Here is an 18,748-nt window from a genome sequence, read left to right as displayed (position 1 = left end):
TAGTTTACTTTATGCGTACTTACTCACAGTTGCCACGGCTCTGGTTCCCTGATTTGTTTCCTTTTGATCTGCCGCCTTGTGATTTGTTGCCTCCAGACTTGCCACCGCGTGATTTGTTGCCTCCAGATTTACCACCGCGCGATTTGTTGCCTCCAGACTTGCCACCGCGCGATTTGTTGCCTCCAGATTTACCACCGCGTGATTTATTGCCTCCAGATTTACCACCGCGTGATTTATTGCCTCCAGATTTACCACCTTGCGATTTGTTGCCTCCAGATTTATTGGAAATATAAGCTAGCATTGAATTACCTCCTTTTATTTGATAGTACATTCTATGAAAGGAAGGAATAATTGGATAGAGATATTGGTTGATATCAAAAAAGTTTCTTAGTTTCATTTTTTCAACATAGTTAAGTGTGGAAATAAGAATGAAAATAGATTGAAATCTAGTACCTCTACTTTACCTGATACATATACTTATATTACAAATGAGCAGCAATGATATTCAGTTAGGAGGTGAAAGACTAATTAGCTGCTTATTAAATTACTAGAAGAGGATTCAATTCTTTCATTTATGAAATTCATTACAAAACCACATTCCTGGAAGGGGAAATGACAGATGAGTATCAACTATTTAAATCAATTAGTAGGAAAAGAAGTACGAATCAATCGAGGTGGCCCTGACGCTATCGTAGGTAAGCTTCTTAGCATTCAACAAGACTTCCTAGTTCTTCAAGCCAAAGATGGCAGCATCGTTTATATCCAATTCCAGCACATTAAAAGCATTAGTGAAACGAAAAGTAACGTCAGCAGTTCCTATAGCTCTCATTCACATTATGAAACATCCCATAATTTCCATTCACTTTTGACTCGATTGAATCATAGCTTTGTTCAAATCAATCGCGGAGGGCCAGAGAAATTTGACGCTTTCATCGTAGAAAGTTCTTCGGATTATTTATTGCTTGTAGTCAACAATGAAGTCGTGCGGGTTCCTGTCTTTCATATAAGAAGCATTAGTGTTGTTGGCAATCAAGGTAGTAAAGGGAATAAATCTTCTTCCGCCAATAAAAGTTCATCCAACAAAAACTCTTCAAACAAGAGCTCTGCGAACAAAAGTTCAGCAAATAAAAGCTCCGCAGGTAGAAATTCTACAGTGAAAACTTCAACTATAAAAACTTTATGGAAAAAGTCTCGCATCCTTTAATAATTTCGCTCGTATTCTGCAAGTGAGAGGGGCATACAAGTTGAATTTAATCCTACTATCACGATGTATAACCCCCCCTCTTTATTTTTTGCTTCACCCAAACGTACATGCAAAAAGCATGCCTAACTTTATCAAGATGTCGCTGAACCGTATGCTAGCGAGGCAAACACACAAGCATAACTAACTCTCTATACTAACGTTACTTAGTTTTAATCACTATTTTGCCCTTCCAGCATAGTGCTTCTGGGGTACATTACTACCCCATCATTGTTCAACACAACAAAAAAACCCTATCTCGTTGCAGGCGCGCTAGTGACGATAGCATCTAGCGCGTCAATTGGGGTAAGTAATCTAGCTAATTTGAATTCTCTGCAAATGCTCAAGATAGATTTGATAAGATTTGATTAAATTTGTTCATATCTCGCTTCTGCCTTTATGTATGCATTGCGTTTTTGCTCTTCATAGCAACGGATGACAAGCCTGCTTGTTCCTTGTGTAAGTATTCTTACAAGAAATAAGCGACCCTCAGACCATCTTGAGTGTTGGTTTTCTTTCGATTGCCAACCAACCTATTGATTAATCTATTATCCGTCCTTCTGGAACGTTCACTTTGATAGTAATGGGCTTTGACTCGCACACGTATAATCTTGCTTTTGGCGAACATACTTGAAAACTACTATTTTCGTCATACCTATTTGCTTGACTGTAACTTTACTTCTGGATTCAAATAAGATAGAAAGGAGGTATATCATGGAAAACTTACGTATGTTTATTGGAAAGCAAGTAGAGTTAATGATTTCGGGGATAAAACTACCATTGAAAGGAGTTCTTATTGAAGTAGGAAGTGATCTTCTGATTATTCATAATGGCCTTCATTTCTTTTATATTCCGTCTAATCACTTACACTATCTAAAGCTCGATACCTCACCGGCCGCTTTAAGTGTTACGCAAACTGAACCTCCTGTTGAACTTCAAACTGCCTCGATTTCCTATCGAAAGATGCTTATGAATGCCAAAGGAATGTTCGTTGAAATTTATATTACAGGCAATCAAACTGTACACGGGTATTTAACCCATATCATGAACGATTATTTTGCATTTCATTCGCCAGTTTTTCATACGATTTTCATTTCCATGCAGCATGTTAAATATTTAGTTCCATACCATCCAGACACGACACCCTACTCATTGAAACCTGAATATTTTCTAGTTCAACCCTCTCAAGTTACGCTCTCTCGTACTTTTGAACAACAATTAAAAAAACTCGAAGGTATGTTTGTTGTTCTAGACCTCGGTGAGAATCCAATTAAAATCGGACTGCTCCAAGCTTCAAATTATCCTGTTCTTGAGCTCCATACAGCGAATGGGAGAGCTATTTTGCATACAGAGCATGTTAAAACCATTCACCTTCCATCCGTGCGCAGAGAAGACCCTCATACAGGGCGTGTTGATAAAAAATAACTAAAAAAACAACAAAACCAGCACCTTTAAGGTACTGGTTTGCTATTTTACACGCTTTATTCGAATTATAGAGCCTCCCAAAATGGGAGCCGTTTCTACTTTTTAGCGTTTAGCGCTTCATACAGTTGTGCAAGATTACGTTCCAGCTTATGAAGAATTTGTTTGCCAGGAGCTTCGGAAATAAGGCCAGCTCGAATAGCAAAATCAATTTCTCTCGAAAGTCCGTACATTTGCGTATCTAAAACTTCTTCATACAGCGGGCATTGACGAGTTGTCAAATTCTCCATTTGTACTTCGATCAGCTTTTCGATTTTATCTGCATCTTCTTGAAGAAGATTAAGCGCTCTTTGATTCAAATTTAGCAATAGATCAGATGAAGACATTCCAACTTTCCCCCTATACGCTAAGTCATCCGTCCTTCTATGATCTATATTAAGCGAAATTGCTCCAATATACAAGAGAAGGTACCCTCAGAGAACCTGAGAATACCTTCTTTTCCGTTTGATTTAGTCTTCTACAATATTAACGCCTAGGTTGTGCTTGGAGAATACTTCACCCATAGCTATCTTTGCTTCATCTGCATCAGGACCATGAACATGCAGATCATAGTTGCTTGAGCTCAGCAGGGTAGTGAACAATCCCAAAATGCTTTTCACATCGATATACTTATTATCATACTGAAGTACAATAGACGATCTGAATTTGTTAGCAGTTTGGGAAATTTCAACGATTGCGGCATTATTAGCACTTGGCATGTTACATTCCTCCATTTATTCACATATACATTGGTCGGCTTACCTTCTCTATGATAACTTGGAAAGGTAGGAAAGCGCAACTAAAAATTTCCTTCATTCTCCAAGAAGAAACCCTACTTACGGTTGGGTGTAAGCACTTTCTTGACATAGTTACCAATGATAATTAATACAACAAAAATAGCCAAAAGCAATAGAAGTCTACCCTTATATTTTTTAAAATGAAACAAGTCGTGGGCAATCAGCGACTCCAAGAAAACAATGGGAAGCTTCCCGATTACTGTCCCCCACAGAAACTGATTAAACCGCATCCGTGTAAGCCCTGCTGCAAAATTAATTGCCGATGAAGGCAAAATGGGAATAAGTCGGCCAATGAGTACATAAACAAAGCCTTGCTTCTCCATACGCTCACTGAACTGAGTAACAAGCGGAAACTTCTGCAGCTTCTTTTCCACCCAATCATGTCCATAATAACGGGCAAAATAAAAAGAAGCAATCGCGCCTAAGCAAGACATCGCATAATTGACAATAAAGCCCCATTTGAGGCCGAAAATCGCTACATTCGTTCCCGCGACAAGTACAAAGGGAATGAATGGAAAAAAGGTTTGAAAAAAGACTAGTCCCATTCCAATCCATCTGCCCGTCCAACCAAGCTCACTTAGATGCTCGGACAACTGTCGCACATTGCTATGTGTAAGTTTAATACCCACAGGGTTAAAGAACAGAAAATAAATCAAGAACAGCAGCAGAACGAGCACAACACTCATTTGTAGAATGCGCTTACGCTTAAACAACGACAAATTTCGACCATCCTTCCCTCAGACCCCACTATTGTAACATGTTAAACAACGTTCAGAAAGAGGTGTCTGGAAGGAAGTAGGCTTTTCTGCAGCTCGAAATCGGTACATCGCCCACGTTTCTTTCTAGCGAGAAATTCCATTCTGCTTATCGTCATCTCTATGTCTGGGAACAAGTCATGTGTTGAATAGACTCATCACTTGCAAGCGTTCAAGCCTGTCTTCGAACTCTTACTTTGAAACAGCTATTGAGTTCATGCTTCAAAATGATTTCCTTCATTATTGAAGCTTTCCCCCCTAACAGCAAAATTATGAAAGAATCCCTGTGAAGACAAAACAAAAAGCACTGTCCTTTAGACAAGTGCTTCTGTTATGGCTAGCCGATCTGAATGCAGTTACGTCCGTTATGTTTTGCTTGATACAGCGCCATATCTGCCCGATAAAAGAGCGACTCGACGCTAATTTTATCTTCTTCCCAGTTCCAGTCGGAAACGCCACAAGAAACGGTTACTTGGGGACTGGTCTCTTCCTGGACACGAAGCCTGATCCGTTCCGCAATGCGGAGAGTCCGATCCTTAGCGACTTGCGGCAAATAAACGGCAAGCTCTTCCCCGCCCCATCTCGCGGCGATATCACTGTCACGAATGCTTGATCTGATGATTTGGCTTACCTGAATCAGTATTTTATCACCGACTTGATGGCCGTAAGTATCATTTACACGCTTGAAGTTATCAATGTCCACAACAATTAAAGAACCGCAAAAATCTTTCTTTTGCATTAAATTGGCTTGCTCATCTAAGTAATGACGTACATAGAGCCCGGTTAAATTATCTGTAATAACCATTCGCTTCACTTCGGCATGGAGAGAAGCATTCGTCATTGCCAGCCCGATGTGTCCTGATAGTACTTGCAATAACTTGTAATTATCATAAGAAAAGTAATTGGGCTTACCATGTACAACGAGAATAACGCCCACCACTTCCCCGTTCACAAGAATGGGGGAGCCAATCAAGGAACGAGAATTCGTTAACTGCATCAATTTTGAATTTACTTTGGAATTTGCCCAGTAATCTGAAATAATAATTGGCTCTTTGGATGTATAAATAAGTCCCGAGAAGCCTTGATCGAGCGTAAAACTTTCATGAAACATCGCTGGCAAGTTGCTCGCTTTTACGATTAGCTTCTCGCTATCCTTATCCGTTTGCAAAATGCAGCTAAAATCTGCTCCAAAAATCGTTAGAAGCTCACTGGATGCAAAATTGAATATTTCATTCAACCTCAAGCTTTGATTTAATTGTTTCGTTATTTCATTGATTAATCGAAGCTCATTAATCAATAAATTAGATTGTTCATATAGCTTTGCATTCTCAAATGCAGAGCCGGCCGTATCAGCTAATAACGAGATAAACTGAAGATCAGATGCGTGTATGGCCTCATGCTCAGACTGCAAGTGAAGGACACCGTACACGCCTTGTTTGCCTGATAAGGGCACAGCTATATTACCTGCGCTTGGACCGTTAGAATCGTTGGAAGGCTCAAAAATGACATGCCCTTCCATAAACGCACGCGTACAAATATCATCCTCCAAACTTTGGAAGTTCAATGGCTTTACAGGTAAATTCGTACTATCGTTATCTTGAGACAACAATAAATCCACTTGAATTTTGGGATATACACTATGAATACTCTCGATGACTTCTGTTAAAACTGAATCAACATCGATTTTTGCATGTAATTTTTTTGAGGCTTCAAACAATACATCCTGTTTCTTAAATTCTCGTTCGCTATGTTGATATTGTCTTAATACATGTTCATATTTACAACGTTCTGCCAATGCAATCACGCTATTATTAATAGAAACAACAAGGGTATAAAGTAAATGAGTGAGTTCATCAGGCTCTAAATTTGAATAGGAAAATAGTCCCATAAATGCAACTGGTTTTCCGTCAGTACCCGTTATCGGAATTGAAGCGCCTGATACATTTCTTAACCCAACTGCACCCATCTCCTCCCCAATCATTAATTGGAAGGTGAGGGACTCCTTACAGCGAGCAAATGGATTATCTCTTCGCACTACAGAGCTCCATGATGTACCAACTTTAAACAAATGCTCATCAATTGAAATTTCATTGGCGCCGACACTTAGGACTTGGAGATCCAAATCTACGCATAACAGAGCGGTTTGAGGTGGGAGCATATCGATCCCTGCATTCTCTTTCCAATGACCCCAAGCATCTTGTAGCACTTGTCGAGTGTTCTGATTAATAGAATAAAAGTCGGTAGAAAGAACGAGTCCCTGACGAAGGAAATCTTCGAAGTGCTTTGCACGACTATGTTGTTGACTACTACGAAGTAATTCGCTCATAGGATTCTCCTTTACCGACGGCTGCAATCTGATAAGTTCTAGAATTTGTATACCCACATATCATACTATTTTTCTGAGCTTATTGCACTATTTTTTCGAATCACGTCGAAGGATTGAGACTTGACATGCCCCTTTGTTTTTTATAAAATTAGAAGTCGAGTACCAACATGATTTCGGTGAATGCCAATTGTGATCACCCTCACTGCTTTTGCTCCTGCCAAGACAGCGGCTGAACTACTCTTGCCAGGGAATCACAGTATTGATTCGTAAGCAAAAACAGGCACTTGTCTTCACCCTGACATCTAGATGCTATCTACTAAACTAATTGTCAAAAAGAAGGAGTTTTTCCTACATGTCACGTTATACAGGTCCTAAATTTAAATTAAGTCGTCGTCTTGGTATTTCTTTGAGCGGTAACGGTAAAGATTTGAAACGCCCTTTCCCTCCAGGTCAACATGGTCCAGGCCAACGTAAAAAAATGAGCGGTTACGGCGTTCAATTGCAAGAAAAACAAAAATTGCGTCATATGTACGGTTTGAATGAAAAACAATTCCGTAACTTGTTCGATAAAGCTTCCAAACTTAAAGGTATCTCTGGTGAAAACTTCATGATCTTGCTGGAAAGCCGTTTAGACAACCTTGTCTACCGTCTTGGTCTTTCCAACTCTCGTGCAGGCGCTCGTCAACTAGTTGCTCACGGTCACGTACTTGTGAACGGCAAAAAAGTAGACATTCCTTCATACATCGTATCTACTGGCGATGTGATTTCACTTCGTGAAAGAAGCAAAGGCCTTTCCGCAGTTAAAGAAGCTCTTGCTAACCGTAACTACCTCCCTACTTACCTCGAGTTCAACGAGGCTGGTCTAGAAGGTAAATACATCCGTTTGCCAGAACGCTCTGAATTGCCACAAGAAATTGATGAGAAACAAATCGTCGAGTTCTACAGCCGTTAATCTTTAAAGAAGAGTTGTCCGATTAGGTCTAGACCTAATCGGACAACTCTTCTTTTTTTGTAAGGAAATCAAGTTAACAAAAACACGCTTTGCAGCTGAGTTCACTGCTGCAAAGCGTGTTTGTCATCATCAAAGAATAACTCAAAAGTATGTTCATATGCATACTTATGCAAACTGAACTAGGAAATAATTCTTTTTACCACGGCGAACAATGAGATAAGATTCCCCTAACTTGCCTAAATCCGTAGCAACTGCATCTACTTGTGTAATCTTTACACCATTGACAGTTACTGCGCCGCTCTCAATATCTTGGCGCGCTTGGCGTTTCGAAGGCGCTGCGCCTACCGCAATTAACAAATCCACAAGTGTGATATCTGCTTGCTCCAAAGTCGTTGATGGCACATCTTTAAACGCTTCTTCAATCTCCGTGCGAGTGAGTTCTTGTATATGGCCACTAAACAAAGCAGCAGTAATGTTCAGCGAACTCTGCAACGCCTCTTCCCCATGCACTAGCTTGGTGACTTCGCGAGCAAGCACTTTTTGGGCTTCTCTCTTCTCCGGCTGTTGCTTCACTTCATCTTCCAATTTCGCAATAGCTTCATGACTAATGAAGGTGAAATATTTGAGGAACCGCACGACATCATTATCATGCGTATTTACCCAAAATTGGTAGAATTGGTAGGGCGATGTTTTAGTCGCATCCAACCAGATCGCTCCGCCTTCCGTTTTGCCAAATTTTTGCCCGTCACTTTTTGTAACCAGCGGCAACGTAACTCCATAAGCTCGTTTGTCCGTTGATTTTCCAATCAATTCCAATCCCGCTGTTATGTTCCCCCATTGATCACTTCCACCAATTTGGACGGAGCAATTTTTCGTTTCATTCAGTTTCAGAAAATCATACGACTGCAGGATCATATAGCTGAATTCAGTGAAAGAAATCCCCTTTGTAATTCGTGAGTCGACGGAATCCTTAGCCAACATGTAATTGACAGTGAAGTTTTTACCTACATCTCTTAGGAATTCAATGACATTCAAGGAGCCGAGCCAGTCGTAGTTGTTTACAAGCTCTGCTGGGTTGTCCAGTTTTTCTGAAAAGTCCAGGAAACGAGAAAGTTGACTCTTGATACTCTGTGACCACGCCTCAACCACTTCTGGTCCATTAAGTGTTCTTTCATTTGCTTTACCGCTTGGATCCCCAATCAAGCCAGTTCCACCGCCAACAAGAGCCAACGGAACATGTCCTGCAAGCTGAAACCGTCTTAGTGTCAAAATAGGGAGCAAGCTGCCGATGTGCAAACTATCTGCCGTAGGGTCGAATCCGCAATATAAAACCACTTTTTCTTCACTTAACTTTTTGTCTAAACCTTCTCGGTCCGTAATTTGATGAAGCAACCCACGAAATTCTAAATCCTTTAAAATACTCATGCTCAGCCATCTCCTTCTTTCAAATAAAATACAAAAAAGCCTTATCATCCACAAAGGGACGAGAAGACTTGACTCGCGGTACCACCCTAATTAAAACAGTAGCTACGTACCTATATAACGAAGCGTTATCGTATACGATGCTCACTATTTTCACTCAAGAACCGGTAACGGGGTTAACCCGGCAAACACTACTGCCACAGCCAGCTGCTGCAGGTTCCCATTTGCTGCTCAAGAACGTAATTCACTAACATGCAGGTACCGGTTCGCACCCTCCACCGGCTCTCTGAAAGCATCCGCAAGCTACCTACTGCTGATCCATCTACGCATTTCATAAAAGTTATATCATAGGTTTTCTGGTATTGTCAAACCTTGCCGAAACCTTTCTCTACTTCATCCTTACCGCTGCGCAAACAACTATGGTATAATATACCCGTTCATGTTAGGAGGAAATTGGAACTTATGCGCAATATTTTCGCAAAATGGAATCGCCCTTGGGTGAGAATGACATTCAAAGTAACCTGGATTACGTTTAAATGGGTTATCATTGTAGGCTTTTTAGCAGGACTGATAGGCGGATCCGCTGCATTCGGATACGTCAGTGCACTGGTCAAGAAAGACCCTGTGCGCAGTCAAGAATCGATTCGACAACAAATGCAAGAAAATGCTGTCACGGGTTTCGCTTACTTCAATGATGATAACGTCATTGGCCAATTAAGGACGGAAGAAGACAGACGACTTGTCGAATTAACTGACATTCCCCAAGTCGTACTCGATGCTGTCTTAGCTATTGAGGACAAAGATTTCTATAATCACAGAGGCATTGATTTTCGCGGTCTTTATCGCGCTGTTACTCAGAAGCTATTGAATGAAGAAGTTCAAACAGGCGGCAGTACGATTACTCAGCAGCTTGCAAGACGGGTATTCCTCACGTTAGACCGTGACGATGGCAGGAAAGCCAGAGAAATCTTACTTGCATTACGCATGGAGCGTCTAATGTCTAAGGACGAAATCCTACTTGCCTATCTAAACAAAATTCCTTATGGCAATGGAGCTACGGGGTACAACCTGTATGGCATTAAGGCCGCAGCTAAAGGCTTGTTTAATATCGATGATTTGAACAAGTTAAACGTAGCTCAAGCTGCTTACCTTGCTGGTCTACCTCAACTCCCTTCTCAGTATTCAGCCTTCACAGGTAAACCGGAATTTGACGAGGATGGCTTCAAGCGAGCAGTTACCCGACAGCAGCTTGTGTTAAAACGGATGCTTGAGGAGAAAAAAATTACGAACGATCAATATCAAACAGCGCTAAAATTTGATTTGAAGGCTTCCATTCCAACTGCATCTCAGAAAGCCTACACGACCTATCCGTACTTAATGATCGAGACAGAACGAGAAGCAGCAGAGATTTTACTCAAAATTCAAAAGCCAGATCTCGATCCTAAAAAGAATCAAGCCGCTTATAACGAAGCATTAAAAGGTGTACAAGCACAGCTGCTGCGCGGTGGATACCAAATTTACACCACAATTGATAAAACCATTTATGACTCGATGCATGAAATATCAGGTAATGAAAAAAACTTTGCACCCAAAGATGAGAAAAAAGGGATTGAACAAGTCGGAGCTATTATGATCGACAGCAAAACCGGAGCGATAAAAGGCATGATTGAAGGTCGTAATTTCTTCGACGAGCAGCTTAATCACGCTACGCAAGCTTTCAGGCAGCCGGGTTCAACGATGAAACCGATCGCTGCATACATACCAGCTTTGGAAAAAGGGGTCATCCAACCTGCAACCGCAGTGGATGATGTGCCGATCATTTTAAAAGACGGCGTCAAAGGCTTCCATATTCCAGAAAACTGGGACCATAAGTTCCATGGTTTAATGACAGCACGCAGGGCGCTAAACCAGTCTTACAATATTCCTGCAATCGATATATTCCTGAATAAAGTTGGAATTAACGAGGCCTGGGAGTTTGCCAAAAAACTCGGTATCACCTCCCTGCAAAAAGAAGATTACTACGCGCAAACAGGTGTTATAGGCGGGCTTAGCCGAGGTACATCCGTCAAAGAGTTGACAGGAGCCTACGCTTCCATTCCGAATAAAGGCGCTTTTAATGAAGCCTTTATGATTCGTTCTATTAAGGATTCCAATGGCAAGATCATTTACGAGCATAAAGATGAGCCTACGGCTGTCTACTCGGAACAATCTGCTTATCTAATTACCGATATGATGAAAACGGTCATCAGTCAAGGTACGGCGACTGATTTAATGAAAAAATTTAAGTCATACGGAAAAATAGAAATTTCAGGAAAAACCGGTTCAACTCAAGACGATGCAGACGCTTGGTTCATGGGCTTCACTCCAGATATTACGGTAGGCGTGTGGATAGGCTACGATCAACCGATCAATAAGCTATCCTCCAAAACACTTCAAACCAACCATGCCAAGGATATTTGGGCTTTGATTATGAATAGCACGGTCGAGAAGAAACCAGAGCTCTTCCCTACAAAAACATTCGCGAAGCCAAGCGGTATCGTATCTGCAACAGTGTCTACTCTTTCAGGTAAGTTGCCGAATGAACTAACATCTAAGTCCAATCTTCTGGTAACTGATATTTTCAACAAAAAATTCATACCTACAGAACAAGACAATGTCATGGTTAATGCAAAAATCAGCAGCTACAATGGACTCAATTACTTAGCACAAGAGAACACGCCAGCTGATTTCGTTCAAGAGAAGATTGTCATAAAAAGAAAAAAATCGATTAGCCAACTGTTAAAAGAAGTCAGCGCAGCGATGAGCAAGCTCCCTGAGAAAAGCAGAAAGTCGCTTGATAATTACAAGCCGACAGACTACAACGATGATGCTCCTTCAGAGATTGATCCTCGCGTTGATGATGGCAAGGCACCCGATTCGCCATCATCCGTTATAGCGACAAAATCCGGCGACACGGCTGTTGTAACCTTTCAAGGCAGTCCGAATCCTGACATCGTTGGATATCGCTTCTATCGATCTGATAATCACGGCAAATTTCTGCAATTAGGTGGAAAAGTCGTACTAGCAGGAGCGGAAACAAAATTTGTGGATCAAGTCTCTGCCTCTAGCTTAATGGGCTATTATGTAACTGCGGTCGATGTTGCAGGCAAAGAATCTGGGCCAAGCCGAGCAGCATATACAGATGGAAGCTCAATTGACACCCTCTTCGTGCCACCTGCTGATGGCAGCCAAATTCCGGGTAGTACGCCCCCAGGAACAGGTACAAATAAAGAGGAAAACAGCGGCACTTCAGAGCACCCTGCAGGAACCGGCGCTGAAAGCAGCACTACTCACGGCACTGAAACGAACAATCACAACAGTAACGGTAACGGTACTACCGCTAACAACAAAGATCTGCCCACCGCCCCTACAGGAGTCAAAGCCAAAGAAGATGGGTCAGGTATTCTATTAAGTTGGAAGGCAAATTCAACAAAAGAGAAAGTAAAACAATACAATATCTACTACAGTGAGAAGGAAAAAGGCACCTATGCGAAGCTAGGCACTGTAAAGGATACCTCGGAATATCATTATTCGGCTAAGTCTTACAATGGTTATTACAAAATAACCGCAATTAATGATGCAGGGGAATCTAAGACATCGGTCGCAATCGCTTTTAACAATTGATACTCATTAAGATCCGGGAAACCGGGTCTTTTTCTTTTAAATCTTACAAATTCAAGGCATAGAAAGGCCCCTCTTCTACTCGCACAATGCGGTAAGAAGAAGGGCCTCATTATAATTCAGTTCAACCGTAAAGCAATTAATCCTCAATAGTAGATAGGTCACCTGTCGGCAAATTAAGTTCCCATGCTTTCAATACACGACGCATAATTTTACCGCTGCGTGTCTTAGGCAACTTGTCTTTAAATTCAATCTCACGAGGCGCTGCGTGAGCAGACAATCCTTCTTTGACGAATTTAGAAATATCAGCCTTCAGCTCATCCGACGGGGAGAAGCCTTCGCGCAAAGCAATGAATGCTTTAATAATTTCGCCGCGCATCGGATCTGGTTTCCCGATGACACCAGCTTCAGCAACTGCTGGATGTTCAATCAACTTGCTCTCGACTTCGAATGGACCTACACGTTCTCCAGATGTGTTAATAACGTCATCGACACGTCCTTGGAACCAAAAGTAACCATCTTCATCTTGATAAGCAGAATCCCCGGATACATACCATCCTGAGAGACGGAAGTATTCCTCGTATTTGGATGGATTATTCCAAATTTTGCGCATCATGGACGGCCAAGGTGTTTTTATCGCTAAATTCCCCATCCGATAAGGCGGAAGCACATTGCCTGCGTCATCGATAATAGCTGCATCCACACCCGGAATTGGACGACCCATGGAACCAGGTTTGATCACCATAGAAGGATAATTACAGATTAATTGCCCACCAGTTTCCGTCATCCACCATGTATCATGAATGCGTTGGTTGTATATCTTCAGTCCCCAACGCACAACTTCTGGATTGAGTGGCTCACCTACGCTGAGAACATGGCGTAAAGAAGACAGGTCGTACTGTGTAACGACTTCATCGCCTGCACCCATCAACATGCGGAAAGCAGTCGGAGCGCTGTACCATACGGTTACACCGTATTTCTGAATCGTACTGTACCAATCCTGCGGGCTAAAACGTCCTCCGCGGATGACATTCGTAGCTCCATTGAGCCAAGGAGCAAAAATACCGTAGGAGGTCCCCGTTACCCAGCCTGGATCAGCGGTGCACCAGTAGATATCATCTTCCTGAAGATCCAATACAATTTTACCTGTATAATAATGCTGTAGCATTGCATTGTGTACATGGTAAACGCCTTTCGGCTTGCCCGTTGATCCAGATGTGTAGTGGATGATCAAACCGTCTTCGCGATCCACCCACTCAATATCCAAATCCGTTGATGCTCCCTCCATCTGCTTGAAGAAATCAACTTGCCCTTCGCCAAGATCGATGTCTTGACCGACGAGAATGACATGCTTCAAATGAGGCAGTTCACTGACTGGAACACGTGATAACAAGCTTGGTGTCGTCACGATGGCAACTGCAGCGCTGTCATCCAAACGATCTCTTACCGCCGTTTCCATAAAGGCTTCAAACAACGGACCTACGACTGCCCCTACTTTTATCGTACCCAACAAGGCGTAGTAAAGTTCAGGGGTACGCGGCATGAAAACAAATACGCGCTCTCCTTTGCTTACACCCAAATCGCGCAAGACATTGCCGAACTGATTGGATCTCGCTTTCATTTGCGCGAACGAGATGGCTTCCTCTCGTTGATTGTCACTGTAATACAGAGCAATCTTGTCTTTTTTGGAAGAATCCGCATGTCGGTCAATCGCTTCATAGGCCAAGTTCACCTTGCCAGTTTCAAACCATGAGAAGCTCTGCTCGATTTCATTCCAATCAAACTCTTCACGAGTTTGCTCATAACTTTTCATGTTCGGGTTAAGGGATACAGCCTCAATGAGTTCCACTTTCATTTGATCCATGTTCGTAAAGCCCTCCTCACAGTTTTAAACCGCTTTCATTTTATTGATTTTTTCGCGCAAAATGTGAACGCTTTTTGACATATTCTATTATATCACAACGATAATTTTTCGCCTATGCCCAATTCAAGCTTTTATTTCCAGGCTCAATTTAATAGAAAGTATATATTTATGAACGGAAATCAGTAAGAAAGTTGTTTTCGCGAATCTGAAACCTTATACTTTCTTATATGGTAATATATACGATGACCTAATGGAAAAGGAATCTTTCATCATGCTGTTTTTTAAAAGGAGAGCTAAGGTTATGCAGCATATCAAAACGTATCGTTCACTCTGCTTTCGCGCTGCTCCGGATCAACCCGAAATCGTTATTGAAGGACCTGTTTCACCGGAGAGCCTGCAAGAACTTACCATGCACGTGAAATTGGACGCTTTCAGAAGGCCTAAAGAACAATTAGAAGCTTTAATTGAAATCGCGCAATTGCCTGAAGGACGTATAATATTAGCAAGAGATGCATCAACGATTGTTGGATATGTGACCTTTCACTATCCGGATGAGATTGAACGTTGGTCGCAAGATAATATGCAGGATCTCATTGAGCTTGGAGCGATTGAAGTTGCGGACGACTATCGCTCAATTGGTTTAGGCAAAAAAATGATCCAACTCGCCTTTGAAAATGAACAACTCGAAAATGTAATCTGTTTCACGACCGAGTACTACTGGCATTGGGACTTGGAAACAAGCGGACTTACCGTTTGGGAGTACCGCCAAATGATGGAGAAGCTAATGAAATGCGTAGACATGGTATGGTTTGCTACAGATGATCCCGAGATTTGCTCACACCCAGCGAACTGCCTAATGGTTAGAATCGGTAGGAAGGTTCCTCAATCTTCCGTCGAGCATTTCGATCGCATCCGTTTTCATCAACGATTCATGTATTAATAATAGAGGGTTTCATGATGGTTTTGGGGGAATATTCAATATGAAAAGGAACGTGTCACATCCTGTCTTCATCTTTGATAATCAAGAGATTCAGTATAAATTTAACGAAGACCACCCTTTCAATCAAGACAGGCTTCTCATGACGGTAGATCTCCTGCGCAAAGCCGGCGCACTGCCTGACAGCGCACTGAGGCTACCTACACCAGCTACCGATATGGAGCTGCTTCGTGTTCATGCACCCGCTTACATTGAGGCGGTGAAGGGCCTTAGCTGCTCCGTGCCGGAAGATCGCTGGATCAAAGAAGCGGCACGCTTCGGTCTAGATACCGACGACACGCCTTACTTTGCCGGTATGCACAATATCACGGCAAAGGTTGTTGGTGGTTCCATCACCGCAACGGAGATGGTGATGTCTGGCGCGGCCTCGCACGCCCTTCACCTGGGTGGCGGGCTACACCATGCGCTGCAAAGCAAAGGGGCAGGCTTCTGCGTCTACAATGACGCCTCTGCGGCGATTGCGCATGCCAAAGAGATATACGGAGCGAAGGTACTGTACGTCGATACGGACGTACATCATGGGGATGGTGTGCAATGGGGATTCTACACCGATCCACAAGTATGCAGCCTATCCATTCATGAAACAGGGAAATACTTATTTCCTGGCACAGGTGCTGTGAACGAACGCGGAGAGGGCGACGCGTTCGGCACAACGATCAATATCCCCATGGAGCCCTACACCGAGGATGAGTCATGGCTAGAATGCTTCGGAGAAGTGCTCACCGAAACTGTCGCGCGCTTCCGGCCAGACGTCATTATCTCCCAACATGGCTGTGATGCCCATGCTTTCGACCCGCTTGCGCATATGCATTGTTCCATGCAGGTGTACAAAGTAATGCCTGAACTCATACACTCCCTTGCCCACCAATGGTGTGAGGGGCGTTGGATTGCCCTCGGTGGCGGCGGCTATGATATTTGGCGTGTTGTTCCGCGAGCCTGGAGCCTCCTCTGGCTCGTTATGAGCGAGCAGCCAATCTTAAAGCAATTAAATGAAAAACCCCTGCTAGAGCTGCCTGAGTCGTGGCTAGACGCCTGGCAAAGCAAGAGCCCTGCCCTGCTTCCGAATACTTGGCTGGATCCATTAGACAATTGGGTACCCATTCCTAGACGCCAGGCAATTACAGAAAAAAATCGTCAAACGAAAGAACTTGCTATGATGTACCTGAAATAACTCATTAGAGGAAACCAACAGCAGACTCCCTCCAATATGTAATTTCAAGTCAAACTCTCACCTACAAAAAACCTCAGGAACTCGCCATATTGGCAAAATCCTGAGGTTTTAGTCTGCTTGTTTTGTAACGTTCATGCGATTAACATTTGTCTTGGCTTGGCTTCTCCTCTTTAGAGATGCTTCACCATATCCTCAACCATCTTGTATGAGTTTTCTGAAGCCTGCACCGTAAACTCGGCAAAATTCACATGAGCAGATCCATCTGCCTTATCGGACATCGATCGAATGATCACGAAGGGAATGCCATGCATAGAGCTTACTTGAGCCACGGATGCACCTTCCATTTCAACGCAAACGCCGCCTAGCTCTTGATGCAGTTGAGCAACCACCTCGCGATTTGCCACAAACTGGTCACCTGATAGAACTCTCCCCTGCTTAACCTTACCAGCAAACAAGCGTTCACCGGAAGCAATCGCAAGTTCAACTAACTTATTGTCTGCTTCAAAGTTAGACTTAGCTTCATATGGAATAACGCCCCGTGGGAACCCGAGTGCGGTTACATCCATATCATGCTGCACACATTCGCTGGATACAACGATATCACCAATGTTTAATTCAGGATCAAGAGCACCTGCAACACCTGTAAAAATAATAGCTTCTACCCTGAAGTGGTCAATCAGAATTTGTGTAGTAACCGCCGCGTTAACTTTCCCGACACCCGTGCGACAGACAACTACTTCCTTACCGAAATATACGCCTTCTCGGAACGTAATGCCCGCTCTAATCGTTTCACTCACATTTTGCATATGAGAGAGCAAAAGCTCGATTTCTTCATTCATCGCTCCAATAAGCGCAATTTTGTTCCATGTCATGCCTGGTATCCTCTTTTCTGCTTTAAAATAGAAAGATGGCTCATTAAGAATGAGCCACCGAATGGCGGTGAATAACTTCGTGCGGTAAAATAACCTGCATGTTATCTGTTGATTCTTTGTTCATCAGCTTCGTTAGCAAACGCATGGAAACCGCTCCGATATCGTACATAGGCTGAGCAACCGTCGTTAATGTAGGTCTTACCATAGACGCCATGCGAATATTATCCACACTAATGACGGCAATATCTTCTGGAACTCGCAAGCCATTATCTTGAATGGTATGAATAGCGCCAATCGCCATTTCGTCGGTAGCTGAGAAAATTGCTGTCGGTCTTGGGGATAGCTCCAAGAAAAAATTGACAGCATCTACACTGGATTCATAACGATAATTTCCAATACGTACATATTCATCACGCAAAGGTATGCCTGCCGCTTCTAATGCTTTCTTATACCCTTGATAACGGGCGAATCCATTCGCAGGATCATGCAGCGTTCCCGAAATCATTGCAATGTCACGGTGACCGCTAGCAATCAGTACATGAACCGCATCAAATGCCGCTTTCTCATGATCAATATCCACCGACGCCATTGTTTGATTCTCATCTTTGGTTCCGCAAAGAACGACTGGGACTGATGACGTGCGGAAAGCTTGGATGTGATCCTCGGTCACAACGCCACCCATGAATAACAGACCATCGACCTGCTTCTCCAGTAAGGTATTGATGACACGAATTTCTTTTTCTTTCTTCTTATCAGCATTACACAAAATGATATTGTAGTGATACATGTTCGCGATATCTTCAATCCCACGAGCAACTTCAGCAAAAATGGAGTTGGAAATATCGGGAATCACAACGCCTACCGTTGTTGTCTTCTTGCTGGCGAGTCCTCTCGCCACCGCATTAGGGCGGTAACCGAGCCGTTCAATCGCTTCAAAAACTTTTTTACGTGTTTGAGGCTTGACGTTCGGATTGTTGTTAACAACCCTCGAAACGGTCGCCATCGAAACTCCTGCTTCTCTAGCTACATCATAAATGGTTACGGTCACGGTCACTCTCTCCATATTCAAAAGTATTCTGCGATCCTAGCATATTACCGTTATGATACGACAAATTAATCCATCTTGCAATGCATAATGAAAATGCTTTGAAAATTATTTTACAGATTTTCATTGTTATTTTCAAATCTAGCAGTTCTATGAGCAAAAAGCCAATCCCATAGAGATTGGCAG

Annotated in this window: 15 protein-coding genes and 1 other annotated feature; of the genes, 6 read left to right on the top strand and 9 right to left on the bottom strand. The window is 42.7% G+C overall.

Annotation, left to right across the window (positions count from 1 at the left end):
* Positions 1-19: 19 nt before the first annotated feature.
* Positions 20-301 carry a hypothetical protein gene (locus tag GK047_RS05280; RefSeq protein ID WP_163942161.1) on the bottom strand — a complete coding sequence of 94 codons (282 nt, stop codon included), beginning with the start codon at positions 299-301 and terminating at the stop codon, positions 20-22.
* Between the two features lie 318 nt (positions 302-619).
* Between GK047_RS05280 and GK047_RS05275 the strand changes: the two genes are divergently transcribed.
* A complete protein-coding gene (locus GK047_RS05275; RefSeq protein ID WP_163942157.1) occupies positions 620-1,204 on the top strand; it encodes a DUF6897 domain-containing protein in 585 nt (194 codons plus the stop codon).
* Between the two features lie 750 nt (positions 1,205-1,954).
* Positions 1,955-2,665 (top strand): DUF2642 domain-containing protein, encoded by a 711-nt coding sequence (locus GK047_RS05270; protein ID WP_163942154.1) that lies wholly within the window; start codon positions 1,955-1,957, stop codon positions 2,663-2,665.
* A gap of 95 nt (positions 2,666-2,760) precedes the next feature.
* Here the strand turns inward: GK047_RS05270 and GK047_RS05265 are convergent, their stop codons facing one another.
* The 4 genes from GK047_RS05265 to GK047_RS05250 all read right to left on the bottom strand — a co-directional run bounded on the left by GK047_RS05265 (position 2,761) and on the right by GK047_RS05250 (position 6,579).
* A complete protein-coding gene (locus tag GK047_RS05265; protein ID WP_163942151.1) occupies positions 2,761-3,048 on the bottom strand; it encodes an Fpa/YlaN family protein in 288 nt (95 codons plus the stop codon).
* Positions 3,049-3,171: 123 nt separating this feature from the next.
* On the bottom strand, positions 3,172-3,420 hold the full coding sequence (locus tag GK047_RS05260; protein WP_163942147.1) for an HPr family phosphocarrier protein: 249 nt from the start codon (positions 3,418-3,420) through the stop codon (positions 3,172-3,174).
* A gap of 113 nt (positions 3,421-3,533) precedes the next feature.
* Entirely contained in the window at positions 3,534-4,217 is a 684-nt protein-coding gene (locus tag GK047_RS05255) for a TVP38/TMEM64 family protein (protein WP_240343760.1), read from the bottom strand.
* 373 nt (positions 4,218-4,590) lie between these two features.
* A complete protein-coding gene (locus GK047_RS05250) occupies positions 4,591-6,579 on the bottom strand; it encodes a diguanylate cyclase (protein WP_163942144.1) in 1,989 nt (662 codons plus the stop codon).
* Positions 6,580-6,931: 352 nt separating this feature from the next.
* On the opposite strand from GK047_RS05250, the gene rpsD reads away from it, so the two are divergent.
* Entirely contained in the window at positions 6,932-7,531 is a 600-nt protein-coding gene (rpsD, locus tag GK047_RS05245; RefSeq protein ID WP_163942141.1) for a 30S ribosomal protein S4, read from the top strand.
* 165 nt (positions 7,532-7,696) lie between these two features.
* Here rpsD and tyrS read toward each other — a convergent pair whose 3' ends face one another.
* Positions 7,697-8,956 (bottom strand): tyrosine--tRNA ligase, encoded by a 1,260-nt coding sequence (tyrS, locus tag GK047_RS05240; RefSeq protein WP_163942137.1) that lies wholly within the window; start codon positions 8,954-8,956, stop codon positions 7,697-7,699.
* Positions 8,957-9,007: 51 nt separating this feature from the next.
* Positions 9,008-9,287: a binding site (T-box leader), on the bottom strand.
* A gap of 128 nt (positions 9,288-9,415) precedes the next feature.
* Here tyrS and GK047_RS05235 point away from each other — a divergent pair.
* Positions 9,416-12,616: a transglycosylase domain-containing protein gene (locus GK047_RS05235; RefSeq protein WP_163942134.1), complete on the top strand. Its 3,201-nt coding sequence runs from the start codon at positions 9,416-9,418 to the stop codon at positions 12,614-12,616.
* A gap of 136 nt (positions 12,617-12,752) precedes the next feature.
* Here the strand turns inward: GK047_RS05235 and acsA are convergent, their stop codons facing one another.
* The gene (gene acsA, locus GK047_RS05230) at positions 12,753-14,477 is read right to left on the bottom strand and encodes an acetate--CoA ligase (protein ID WP_163942132.1); all 1,725 of its coding nucleotides are present in this window, start codon (positions 14,475-14,477) and stop codon (positions 12,753-12,755) included.
* Positions 14,478-14,778: 301 nt separating this feature from the next.
* Between acsA and GK047_RS05225 the strand changes: the two genes are divergently transcribed.
* A complete protein-coding gene (locus GK047_RS05225; protein WP_163942129.1) occupies positions 14,779-15,417 on the top strand; it encodes a GNAT family N-acetyltransferase in 639 nt (212 codons plus the stop codon).
* A 40-nt stretch (positions 15,418-15,457) separates the two neighbouring features.
* Positions 15,458-16,645 carry an acetoin utilization protein AcuC gene (locus GK047_RS05220; protein WP_163942127.1) on the top strand — a complete coding sequence of 396 codons (1,188 nt, stop codon included), beginning with the start codon at positions 15,458-15,460 and terminating at the stop codon, positions 16,643-16,645.
* A 170-nt stretch (positions 16,646-16,815) separates the two neighbouring features.
* Here GK047_RS05220 and GK047_RS05215 read toward each other — a convergent pair whose 3' ends face one another.
* Together GK047_RS05215 and ccpA are read right to left on the bottom strand one after the other, a co-directional pair.
* Positions 16,816-17,517, bottom strand: coding sequence for a 5'-methylthioadenosine/adenosylhomocysteine nucleosidase (locus GK047_RS05215; protein WP_163942124.1), 702 nt, complete (start codon positions 17,515-17,517; stop codon positions 16,816-16,818).
* A gap of 43 nt (positions 17,518-17,560) precedes the next feature.
* A complete protein-coding gene (gene ccpA / locus GK047_RS05210; RefSeq protein WP_163942120.1) occupies positions 17,561-18,580 on the bottom strand; it encodes a catabolite control protein A in 1,020 nt (339 codons plus the stop codon).
* Positions 18,581-18,748: the final 168 nt, after the last annotated feature.

It is taken from the genome of Paenibacillus sp. SYP-B3998 (assembly GCF_010820665.1).
GTDB lineage: Bacteria > Bacillota > Bacilli > Paenibacillales > NBRC-103111 > Paenibacillus_E.
This window is presented reverse-complemented; position numbering and strand designations above follow the sequence as displayed.

Coding starts and splice junctions, on each gene's coding strand:
- GK047_RS05260 (WP_163942147.1), bottom strand. CDS start 3,420: ATGCCAAGTGCTAATAATGCCGCAATCGTTGAAATTTCCCAAACTGCT.
- GK047_RS05225 (WP_163942129.1), top strand. CDS start 14,779: ATGCAGCATATCAAAACGTATCGTTCACTCTGCTTTCGCGCTGCTCCG.
- GK047_RS05215 (WP_163942124.1), bottom strand. CDS start 17,517: ATGACATGGAACAAAATTGCGCTTATTGGAGCGATGAATGAAGAAATC.
- acsA (WP_163942132.1), bottom strand. CDS start 14,477: ATGGATCAAATGAAAGTGGAACTCATTGAGGCTGTATCCCTTAACCCG.
- GK047_RS05275 (WP_163942157.1), top strand. CDS start 620: ATGAGTATCAACTATTTAAATCAATTAGTAGGAAAAGAAGTACGAATC.
- GK047_RS05220 (WP_163942127.1), top strand. CDS start 15,458: ATGAAAAGGAACGTGTCACATCCTGTCTTCATCTTTGATAATCAAGAG.
- rpsD (WP_163942141.1), top strand. CDS start 6,932: ATGTCACGTTATACAGGTCCTAAATTTAAATTAAGTCGTCGTCTTGGT.
- ccpA (WP_163942120.1), bottom strand. CDS start 18,580: ATGGAGAGAGTGACCGTGACCGTAACCATTTATGATGTAGCTAGAGAA.
- GK047_RS05280 (WP_163942161.1), bottom strand. CDS start 301: ATGCTAGCTTATATTTCCAATAAATCTGGAGGCAACAAATCGCAAGGT.
- GK047_RS05235 (WP_163942134.1), top strand. CDS start 9,416: ATGCGCAATATTTTCGCAAAATGGAATCGCCCTTGGGTGAGAATGACA.
- GK047_RS05270 (WP_163942154.1), top strand. CDS start 1,955: ATGGAAAACTTACGTATGTTTATTGGAAAGCAAGTAGAGTTAATGATT.
- GK047_RS05265 (WP_163942151.1), bottom strand. CDS start 3,048: ATGTCTTCATCTGATCTATTGCTAAATTTGAATCAAAGAGCGCTTAAT.
- tyrS (WP_163942137.1), bottom strand. CDS start 8,956: ATGAGTATTTTAAAGGATTTAGAATTTCGTGGGTTGCTTCATCAAATT.
- GK047_RS05250 (WP_163942144.1), bottom strand. CDS start 6,579: ATGAGCGAATTACTTCGTAGTAGTCAACAACATAGTCGTGCAAAGCAC.